The sequence below is a fragment of the Psychrobacter pacificensis genome, assembly GCF_900101915.1.
Lineage (GTDB): Bacteria > Pseudomonadota > Gammaproteobacteria > Pseudomonadales > Moraxellaceae > Psychrobacter > Psychrobacter pacificensis.
Window position 1 is genome coordinate 1 of sequence record NZ_FNAL01000038.1, and the last position, 9,812, is coordinate 9,812.

Here is a 9,812-nt window from a genome sequence, read left to right on the forward strand (position 1 = left end):
GAAAGTTACCCACGTAGACAAGCTTGCCACTACTATCGGTAATTCCCACTTCATGCAGGTTAAAGCCGCCTACATTGGACGGGACAACTGCAGATACTTCAGCTGTCGTGTCATTGACTATCTTGATAGAGGTTACGGCTACTTTTGCTCTTTGATTCACCAGGCTAGTCTGAGTCAAACGCGAATCAGGCAGATATGGCTGATCGTTTGCATCACCCAACACCACATGCGTCAATGCAAGTTGTGAGTTCGCTTGTGCATTTGCAATAAAAGATTTGCCGTGGTCAGTGAGTAATACATAGTAGTTGGCCATTATTGTTACCTAAATAGTTACCTAAGCGTTTGGAGTTGATAGATAAGTGACATTGCCAGTCCGACAAGCGCCGGCAACATAAAATTGAGAGCCATTCACGACACTGGCATCAATAGAGAACTGATCACGGGCAGATTTAACACTGTCTAGCGCGGTATAGATCTCTTGTTGCTGCTGCACACTCACACGACCGCTAGTGATTTTTACTGTAAAGGTATAAGGCGTGCCTTTTGGATATAGCTCATGCCATGCAAGCAAACTATGACCTATGCCCAGGTTTTCCATTGCTTGTGCGAGTGTGTTTTTAGTGCCGCGCTGCGCGTTAAAATCTCTTGCACCTTTCACCACATCACGCTTTTTTGCTTCTGGCCATTGACCGTCCCAATATTCGACACGGCGTGACCAAGCAAGCCACGGTAAAAAAGCTTCAGGGCAGCTATCAGCATCAATCAAACGAGCAAAGGTAACAGGTAACGCATCAATACGCTGCGTCTGCTCATCCAATGCTTTTTCCAGCTTGGTGCTGTTTTTCGGTAGTAGCCCCTTAGACATCGCGGTACTCCACAGCACTGATCGTCACGTCGACACAGTTAGCATATTTGCCATCTGGCAAACTGATATCAGCAGTAGGTTGTAAGAGGCTGACACGTTGGACACCCGCTTGATGTAATGCGTGATATAAACCAGACAGCGTAACGTCATAACCTAAATAGCGGACTTGCTCGATATATTTATCAAGCTGTGCACGGGCTGCAGCAATCACCACGTCTTTATCTGGGCCCGGATAGAGTGTCAGCTCCGCTTGTAGGCTCCAATCCTCTGGCTGACCAGCCGCAATACGTACGCTATCGGTAAACGGCCGGCGCTCATCCGTATCAACAGCCAGTCTTACTTGTTCACGTAGTGCATCGCTAGCGATCGCATCATTATGGCTTTGAACATAGACAGTCACGCGACCAGGTGACGCGGTAACCACGCTGGCATCGCGCACATCACCATCAGCGGATAGCGCCCAAAATAGATAAGCGCCCTTGCTACCTGCAGAAGCACGTTCAGGCTCAAGCTGCACGCGGCGACGTAAGGCAGTGTCAGATTCCATGACATCCGGGATCGGTGGGACGGCATTGGGATTGCCAGGCTTAACCAATAGACGAGTCACACCAACGCCAGCGGCAAGATGATCAAGCGTTGTGCCAGTGGTATAAGCAAGCAGCATTGATTTGGCTGTTTGGTTGATATGATTGGTCTTAGACATCAGACGGTAAGCAAACAGCTCAAGGATCTTGGTCAATGGCTCGCTTTCAAGCGTCAATGCAGCGGCAAGTTGTGGATCTTTTGCTATCAATTCAGCTTTAAGGTCGGCAAGCTCTGCTTCAAAGTCTAAAGGCGTTAAAATATCAGGGGCAGGTAGGCCAGATAGATCAATACGGCTCATAGCGCACCGCCTAATGACAGATAAGTACGTTCAATCTTTTTACTAATCACATAACGATATTCAATCATCAAACTGGCAACGCCTTGTGAGGCACTGTCGTCAGTCAACAGTTCAATGCGCGTTGGTGTGACACGAGTTTCCCAGCGCATTAATGCATGAATGACGGAGGCACGAAGCTGCATAATAAAATAGGCATTAATAGGTGAGTCAATTAAGAATGGCAGCAATGAACCATAATCGCGGCGCATGACACGACTGCCAATAGGCGTCATTAATATATCGCGGACGCTTTGTAAGATATGGTTGGTTTGGTCAATACGCTGACCAGTACTGCGTGACATGCCTTTGACATTGATCACAGTGACGTTGTTATCTTGATTAAGCATTAACGCCCCCAGTAGTGTCTGAGCCAGACTTAACGTTTTTATGACCGTGGTCTAAATACGGTTGGTCATTAATAATTAATTTTCCGTTTTGATTGATGGTTTGACCGTTTACGGTATAAGACTGGCAACCAATAGAATAGGACTCGCAATTAACATCAAAGTTATTACAATCAAAACTGACATCGCGAGCAGATATTTGCACGCGGTTGGAAATAAGCGTAGTAGTAGAATCATCAAGTAAAGTAACCTCTAGGTTATGTGTCGCGTGGTTATAGATAAATGTCGCGCCATCATCACAATGAAGCTCAAACGTATCGGCATTGGCAGACGGCATTGGCTGATCATCATAATCAAACGAAGTGGTCACAAGGCCAGTCGACAGCTCACCAGTCTCGCTAATAACTAAGACTTGCTCACCAACACACGGTGGATTCCAAATTTTGACCTTGCCGATGCGAGCTGCTGAAAACTTTAGCCAGTCGGTCTCTAACCCATCTATCTGCACCCGGCAACGAGCATTAGCATGATCAACGTCTGTGACAATGCCTCGATTGATAAAACTTTGGAGCCGGCGCTCGTTTTCGATAGGGGATGTATTCATGACGTTATCGTCACTCATTGCGATTTTTGATACAAAACAAAAAAGCGTGGATTGAGTAAATACACGCAAAAAAGAGCAGGGCATCTAGTCAGCGGTTAATGACTCGCGTAGTACTCGAATAATGATATGTCTGTCAGCACGAGAGATACCGATCAGCTCGCGTTTGGGGTAGGGGAATTTCTTAGAACTATCAGGACGGACAGTACTGCGTTGGCCCTCGTGATGTATGCGTGCGATCTTAGCGGCACTACCTTCAAAACCAATTTGGGCATGGCGGCTGGTTGCGTTAAATTTAAGATGACGCGCTTTGGTCAGCTCACGAAACATGGGGTTGTTAGAAGCTTTCAATGGATCTACAAAATCGCTACCATCAGGATCGGTTTGTGCGCGGATACGCTCTCGATTGACCGCTCGCATTTCCATAGCGAGAGTGCGATTGACTTTTTTTAACTGTTTATTATCTAGCTGACTCGCTATTGCGGTCGCCCATTCAGGTAATGCAGTGGCTAGTTCAGTTAAATCGCTCATAGTTATTTGTACGGGTTATGAGGTGGTTTAGGTGGGTGTAGGATTGGACGTGGACAAGCATTAAACACGTAGTTACCAGTATCATCAGTAGATACATGGACAACTTCTTCGACTTTGATAGTAAAGACTACGGTGGTCGTATAGTTGCTCAATATATAGGATTCAAATTCAATCGGTGATGGCCCGTTTGGTGGGACTGGATCTTGATTCTCTTGATACCATGCCAAAATAGCGACAATGACTAAATTGGCGTCAATGCTCTCGGGGAACTCATCAATCTCGACTAGCAATTGATAGTGTTGACGGTGGCTCAATGATTGGCCAGTCCATTTCAGTGAGCCCTTTTCCACACTAATGATTAACCGGTCAGGGTTCTGGGCAAAGAACTCGACTTTATCGGTTAAGAATTTGCGTAGGCTGTCGTCAAATATCATTTCGCCAACTCTTTATCCCAGTATTTGGCACGGTCACGCATTTTAGTGTCATATTTATTCTTCTTATAATTGCGGCCGTTATATATCTCTGCAAACATGGCCCAGTCACGGCTACGAATGGCATTGAGCAAGCGTTTATCTGTCTCGATAAAGCGACAAAATGCCTCTAACTGCTCAGGCTCGCCTTTGGATAGCGTTAGCACAAAATCAACAGCTGACTTATAGCCAAGACGCTCCCAGTGAAAGCCCATAAGCTGAAACATGCCCCAACTTGCTGACTCTAAACCTAAGTCTTTATCAATGCGACGGGCTTTAGCAAGTCGATCATGTTCAGCAGTACCGCCACTATAGCCACCCGTACGAGTATTGACCACATCAGGGCTAGTACGAACATGATCAAGCGCTTTGTCACGGCCAAATTTTTTGTCTAGCAATCGATACATAATATGGCGCTCAAACAGTATTTTAATACGCCATTGGTTGTCATCTTTGTCGAATAAGAACCCATCGCCGCGCGACTCAACATCACTGACCGCGCGGATAGCAGCTTCATCACAGCGCAGTCGGCGAGCAGCGACTTTATAATCACAGTTAACCAGTGTCATCGGTTGGGTAGGGCTCATACAAGATTATCCTTTTTTGATTGATTAATAGCGCTAATGAACACGCCATAACGCGCCCAAAAGGCTCTTAATTTAAAATAAGTAGTAGCGGTTGCAGCAGCGGCAAGCATACGAAATATGGGTAGGGCCCACACACCGTCCCGACCAGTGGTCTCATCAAATGCCAAGCCGACACAGCTCAGCGCGAAAAATAAAATAGTGAGCGTAACCAGTGAGCCAAGCTCGCGATGATATTTAATGATTGTCATAGCACAAACGATGGCAATGACAATGATAGATAAAGTCGATAACGTCTCAAGAATGATCATGATTGTCCGCCTCGTTGGCTGGTTTATCTTTGAATAAAAAAGGGAAAAAATGGCGCAAAGCAGACATTAGAAGGGGTCGTACATTGTCATTCACGAAGTCATAAAATGTGACAAACAATTCTCGTCCGACCATGCCATAAATGACTGCGTAGCCAGTGGCATAGTTGCCACCCGTCAATAGTTTTGCAGTAATATCCGACAGCATCACTGCAAGCAATACACCCGCAGTCGCATTTTGAGATCGCATCCGAAAAGGCTCGGCGCGGATCAACAATAGACGAATGCAAGCGCCACCAACAGCAGCCCAGATAACAGGCAAAGTAATCAACAACCATTGCAGATGGTTACTCATAACATCATCAATCGTTAATACCTGAATTTGAGTTACGTCCATAATTGAATGACCTGCTTTTGTGTACGTTCGGGCGCGTCTGGCAATTGGATATCAACGCCGGTAGGTAATACAAGATCGTAACCAACCAGATGCGGATTGAGATCCATAACTTGTTCAGTAACGCCGCCAGTGAAGCTGAAATAGCGTAAGCAGATCAAATCTACTGTGTCGCCTTGCAATGTCGATACAACACGCATCAGATAAGCTCAATGGTTGAATGCGGTTCATCTTTGATATCAGCAATTGCATTGCGTGCATTGCGATAGCAGCTATCGATAGTCGGTGTTAACTCTTTAGTACGAGCAGTAGCATCTTTGCCTGTGTCATAGTCACGATAATGTTCAGTCAGTTGTGCCTTTGCTAAGTTATAGACGGCCTTTTTGAAGCTAAAACACTTGTCTGTATCATTAGTCAGGTCGTAATCTTCTAAAGTAAGAGATCCGTGCTGGTGTAGCGCATTGGCCGTCCAAGCTTTTAACTCACGACAGACGCTATTTGCAGAATCAGTCAACGCATATTTCATTCGCGCTGGTGTTACTGTGCCGTCAAGCTTCATTGCGTCAGCAAAGTCTTTGACAGAAATATCAGGCATAAATGCAGGAGTAATTACTATGTTATCTACGACTGGATTGACAGCACTAAAACCCATAACGACTCCATATAAATGAAATAGAGGAATACTAGGAATGACTTGTCTCATCATCCAGATGGTTGTCGCTTTGGTAAGCCGTCACCTCACCAACTAGCCTTACATCTCTTTTAGTATTCGTTTGACGATTAAAAATAGGGTGAGGCGGTGGTCATAATTGTCATGTGCAGTATCAACTGAATGCAGTTATGAGCCGCCTCGGCTCGCGGCTACGAGTTGTTGTCGCCTAGTAGTTCAGGCGAATCTGGATTGTTCTTGTCATGCAAAACTTTTGAAAGCCAAAGTCCGTAAGGCTCCCACATCTTGTCGAGTGCATTTTGATAAGCGATCTTTTCACCCATTGCTTGGTTATATCGAGAAGGATCTACACAGGCGCTTTCACCTGTAAAGACGAACCCAGACTTAGTTTCAATCTGGCAGTGAGTAAGCTTTGCGCCTAGTCGAGTAAACGTAACACCATTAGGTACAATTTCAGACGTTAAAAACTCAACAGTGATAACTTGCATAATTATGATTCCTTTAGTACTTCAGACGAATCGGATTGAATAGCCTCAATCGTTGGTGGATCTAGTACTATTTCTTGAACTGCAGGTGCTTCATCTTTAGGTTTGAGCTCAGCATCTTTTAGCTGTTTTTCAAGACGTTTGATAGAGCCTTTTACACCACTATTTTCGTCAAACTTTAGTGCTGTTTGGAATTGCTCAAGGGCAAATTCTGGCGTGACAGCTTCAGTCAACTCACCTACTTGACGTGCGAGTTTTGCACGTACCTGATCAGGCATGTCTTCTTCAGCTGTTATGGTTGATGCTCGCAATACTTGCGCGATTTGCTCATCAGTGATCTCACCACTGGCAGCCAGTTTTTTGGCAGTGTCAGCAATCTCTTCAGCGACGACAGTAGCGAGTGTACGTTGATGCGCGTCTGGCATTTTCAAATCATGCTTCATCGCGTATTCAGCGATATCAAGCGCACGCTCAAAGCTACCGATATCGATATGCCAAAGCATAAGCGTGGTCAATAGATTGTCTTGATCGCCTTTACCGGCTGTTAAAGTCGCATTGATCCATTCGTCATAATGACCAACCAATTCGCGCTTCAGCTCAATTTTGGCTTGGATCGATTGCTTAGACTTTAACGCCTGCTTATCTTCACGCAATTTTAGTTGCAACATGCGATAGGCTTGATTGGGCCCCGCAGTGATATTGGTTACTTCTTTTTGTGATAGAGCCTTCTGGCGGTGGCGAGCCGCTGGGGTTGTTTTATCTGTCATGATTTCATCCTTCATTGAGTCTTTTGGCTACATTAGGTTGTGAAACCGCTGTACTGGTTAGACCAGTACAACGTTTTCGATTAAGCAACCGGCTTTGTAGTCTTCAACAACATAAGCCTCGTTGTCTGATTCGTAGAATGCGACACGATCATACTCAGGCTCATCTTTATGATGGCGACGGCGGCTTTCATCTTGATAGTAGATAGACAAGTTGTCTAATGGAGTAATCAGGATGGCATCAGCTGGGAAGTTCGGAGGGGTAGACTCAATTTGCACGCCACCGACCTTATCGAGCATTAATAGGCTGTTTACTGCGATGACTTCGCTTGGCGTGTTGTTGTCGTTGACCATATTAAAGTCACGCGAATCATGCAGATCTCGACCTAAAATGACACGTAACGCACTGTCATCACGGACGATAGGATCAATCAACTGATTACGGCAATCTTTGACCAGAGCATCAAGGTTTTTGTAGTGTTCAGCACTAGCACCAACAGAAACTTGACCTGTACCGACTTCTGATTCTGTCATGACTGATTCAGGTGCTTTGGTACGCCATTTCTCTAACCAGCCAATATTCACATCTTGCAATAGTGGGTTTGCTTCGATATCAGTATCGGCGGCGACTTCGGTGCCATTAAAGCCAATCGTAATGCGATCAAGACCTTGCTGCTTGACGACTGCATCGCGGATTTTTTCTTGGAACTTTGGATCACGGGCCCAGGCGTCAAGCTTGCTATAGTTGATCGCTGTGTCAAAGTTAGTTTGTTCACAGACGTAAGTATAAATAAGACCAACTTCGCCAACGTTTTTAGGGTCGCGGCGTTTACCCGCTTTAGTATTAGTACGGCTTGCGATACCACCGCTGATACCAAGCCCCAATGCCTCACCTTTTTGATCAGTTACAGGAATGATATTAATCTTTTTCAAGAATTCGCTAGATTCTTGGATTCGCGCTTCAACTTTTTGTTGTACTGATGGCACGACAGTATATTGATCAGTCGCATTGGGTACGCCGTTCAGCTGTGCTTGATTTGCCAAATAGCCATTAAACTGTTGACGGGTAATAGTTTTCATATATTGATGTCCTAATGTGTGTAGTAGTCAGTTAAGTATTGCTATTAGGTAGTATTAGCAGTCAGATTTGACGTAATCAGATGAGCCGGTTGCAGCTGGACGCTGGGTATAATTGTCTTCAGGCGTATTATCAAGATTGTCTTGCACACTCTTCAAAGACGTTTCAACTTCGTTTTGCTTTTCAGCAAAATCAGATACCGTGGTGTTCAAATGCCCAATAGAGGTGTTGATCGTGTCAATAGAGCTTGCCATTGTTTGCATAACATCTTGGAAGCTTTTGATGGTTGCCGGCAGTTCAGCAAAAGCTTGTGCGGTGGCCAGCTCTTTGTCTTTATCTGTTTTAGGTGTGACAGGTGCGGCAAACATATCTTTGACGGTTGCAAAGACTGATTTTGGCTCTTCTTTATATTCCCAAGCGCTTTCGGCAGTGGAAATGTAAGTGTCAGGGTTTTGTTTGCGTGCAGATAATGGGCTGTCATCTGGATTTTGCTGACAAAACTGCATGTAGCTGGTGCCAAGCGAAGCAGGGGAGTCAGTGCAAGCAAGGCCGACCATGTAGGCTTCTTTCGTATCTGCAAATTCTGGATAAAATTCGATTGAGAAATATACTTTTTGCTTCGACTTGGCCAAAGCGATCAGCTCTTTGGTCGGTTCAACCTCAGCCAATAGATAGAGGTGATCGCCAACTTCTTCAGTCGATAGTGACACCACGTCGCCATAGCAGCGAAAGTCAGAATTTGGGAACATTGCACGGTAATGTTCTAAATTTACCCGTGCACCGTATACTTCTGGATTATAGCCGGCGGCCATTTGGGTGATCTGTTCGCGAGTGATTTCACGGCCGTCCGTAGTCTGTCCGGCGCGTGCAACTCGAAAAGTTTTGGTAGTCATAGACGGTCCATGAGTTAGATAAAAGGGAAGTCATTTTTAAAGCTTTACTTTGACCTATTGCGATATGCAAAAACAAAACAAAAAAGCGTGGATTGAGCAAATACACGCAAAACAAGCATGATATAGAGAGGCTGATAAACCAAAGTAGCGTCATACCCTTATGAGCTGCGTTAATGTCTGCCCTTATCACCCTACCGACTGGAGAGAACCCCAAAACCGTTGCCCGTGGTCTCTATTGGCAAGGTTGGAGTATCAGCGCGATTGCAGAAATGATCAGTACGCCGCGCACGACCGTAGATGGATGGAAAAAATCAGACGGTTGGGATGAAGCAAAGCCTCTAGATCGAGTAGAGTCCACGCTCGAAGCGCGATTGGTACAGCTGATTAACAAGGACGATAAGACTGGTAAAGACTTCAAAGAGATTGATCTGCTTGGTCGTCAAGTAGAGAGAATGGCCAAGATCCATAAATATAAAGAGTCTGGCAAACAGTCGGATCTCAATCCCAACCTATCCAACCGTGGGCGCAAAGCAGGACAAAAAAACCCTTCAAACGTCATACAAATAGATGATATCGATAAGTTTAAAGATTCATTCAGAGATTGCTTATTTGATTATCAAAAAGTCTGGTACAGCGCAGGTCTCACTAATCGTATCCGTAACCTATTAAAGTCACGCCAAATTGGCGCAACTTGGTACTTTGCGCGTGAAGCTTTTCTTGATGCCATTGAGACTGGCCGTAATCAAATATTTTTATCCGCATCCAAGGCTCAGGCGCGTGTATTCCGCGAATACATCATTGCATGGGCGATGGAAACTGCAGGGATCGAGCTGACCGGTGATCCAATCACGCTAAACATAGAAGGCCCAGAAAAGGACTACAGCGCAAGCCTGTATTTTTTGG

Annotated in this window: 17 protein-coding genes; 1 reads left to right on the top strand and 16 read right to left on the bottom strand. The window is 45.2% G+C overall.

The genetic code is table 11. The features are described 5' to 3' along the window. The 16 genes from BLR43_RS12905 to BLR43_RS12980 form a co-directional block, all read right to left on the bottom strand. Positions 1–313, bottom strand: a 313-nt coding sequence (locus BLR43_RS12905) for a phage tail-collar fiber domain-containing protein (RefSeq protein WP_208855961.1), incomplete at its 3' end; no start/stop codon positions are given. 21 nt (positions 314–334) lie between these two features. After that, the gene (locus BLR43_RS12910; RefSeq protein WP_093071400.1) at positions 335–865 is read right to left on the bottom strand and encodes a phage tail protein I; all 531 of its coding nucleotides are present in this window, start codon (positions 863–865) and stop codon (positions 335–337) included. Next, entirely contained in the window at positions 858–1,748 is an 891-nt protein-coding gene (locus BLR43_RS12915) for a baseplate assembly protein (RefSeq protein WP_093071401.1), read from the bottom strand. The genes BLR43_RS12910 and BLR43_RS12915 overlap by 8 nt, the downstream gene beginning before the upstream one ends. Beyond that, entirely contained in the window at positions 1,745–2,134 is a 390-nt protein-coding gene (locus BLR43_RS12920) for a GPW/gp25 family protein (RefSeq protein WP_093071402.1), read from the bottom strand. The genes BLR43_RS12915 and BLR43_RS12920 overlap by 4 nt, the downstream gene beginning before the upstream one ends. Beyond that, positions 2,127–2,735 carry a phage baseplate assembly protein V gene (locus BLR43_RS12925; RefSeq protein ID WP_167669417.1) on the bottom strand — a complete coding sequence of 203 codons (609 nt, stop codon included), beginning with the start codon at positions 2,733–2,735 and terminating at the stop codon, positions 2,127–2,129. Before BLR43_RS12925 ends, BLR43_RS12920 begins: the two co-directional genes overlap by 8 nt. Positions 2,736–2,819: 84 nt before the next feature. Next, positions 2,820–3,263 (bottom strand): phage virion morphogenesis protein, encoded by a 444-nt coding sequence (locus tag BLR43_RS12930; protein WP_093071404.1) that lies wholly within the window; start codon positions 3,261–3,263, stop codon positions 2,820–2,822. A 2-nt stretch (positions 3,264–3,265) separates the two neighbouring features. Further along, positions 3,266–3,697: a phage tail protein gene (locus BLR43_RS12935; RefSeq protein ID WP_093071405.1), complete on the bottom strand. Its 432-nt coding sequence runs from the start codon at positions 3,695–3,697 to the stop codon at positions 3,266–3,268. Next, complete coding sequence (locus tag BLR43_RS12940; protein WP_093071406.1) at positions 3,694–4,320, bottom strand: N-acetylmuramidase family protein; 627 nt, start codon at positions 4,318–4,320, stop codon at positions 3,694–3,696. Before BLR43_RS12940 ends, BLR43_RS12935 begins: the two co-directional genes overlap by 4 nt. Next, entirely contained in the window at positions 4,317–4,628 is a 312-nt protein-coding gene (locus BLR43_RS12945; protein WP_075106257.1) for a hypothetical protein, read from the bottom strand. Before BLR43_RS12945 ends, BLR43_RS12940 begins: the two co-directional genes overlap by 4 nt. Next, positions 4,615–5,022 carry a hypothetical protein gene (locus BLR43_RS12950; protein ID WP_093071407.1) on the bottom strand — a complete coding sequence of 136 codons (408 nt, stop codon included), beginning with the start codon at positions 5,020–5,022 and terminating at the stop codon, positions 4,615–4,617. Before BLR43_RS12950 ends, BLR43_RS12945 begins: the two co-directional genes overlap by 14 nt. Then, positions 5,013–5,219: a tail protein X gene (locus BLR43_RS12955; protein WP_093071408.1), complete on the bottom strand. Its 207-nt coding sequence runs from the start codon at positions 5,217–5,219 to the stop codon at positions 5,013–5,015. Before BLR43_RS12955 ends, BLR43_RS12950 begins: the two co-directional genes overlap by 10 nt. Beyond that, complete coding sequence (locus BLR43_RS12960; RefSeq protein ID WP_167669418.1) at positions 5,219–5,671, bottom strand: head completion/stabilization protein; 453 nt, start codon at positions 5,669–5,671, stop codon at positions 5,219–5,221. The genes BLR43_RS12955 and BLR43_RS12960 overlap by 1 nt, the downstream gene beginning before the upstream one ends. A gap of 209 nt (positions 5,672–5,880) precedes the next feature. Next, a complete protein-coding gene (locus BLR43_RS12965; protein WP_093071410.1) occupies positions 5,881–6,177 on the bottom strand; it encodes a Gp49 family protein in 297 nt (98 codons plus the stop codon). Positions 6,178–6,179: 2 nt separating this feature from the next. Continuing rightward, on the bottom strand, positions 6,180–6,941 hold the full coding sequence (gpM, locus tag BLR43_RS12970) for a phage terminase small subunit (protein ID WP_167669419.1): 762 nt from the start codon (positions 6,939–6,941) through the stop codon (positions 6,180–6,182). A 57-nt stretch (positions 6,942–6,998) separates the two neighbouring features. Then, positions 6,999–8,018, bottom strand: a complete 1,020-nt coding sequence (locus BLR43_RS12975) for a phage major capsid protein, P2 family (protein WP_093071412.1) — start codon at positions 8,016–8,018, stop codon at positions 6,999–7,001. Between the two features lie 54 nt (positions 8,019–8,072). Continuing rightward, positions 8,073–8,909: a GPO family capsid scaffolding protein gene (locus BLR43_RS12980; RefSeq protein ID WP_093071413.1), complete on the bottom strand. Its 837-nt coding sequence runs from the start codon at positions 8,907–8,909 to the stop codon at positions 8,073–8,075. A 173-nt stretch (positions 8,910–9,082) separates the two neighbouring features. Between BLR43_RS12980 and BLR43_RS12985 the strand changes: the two genes are divergently transcribed. Continuing rightward, positions 9,083–9,812: terminase gpP N-terminus-related DNA-binding protein (locus BLR43_RS12985; RefSeq protein WP_208855962.1), on the top strand; the 730-nt coding region annotated here is incomplete at its 3' end.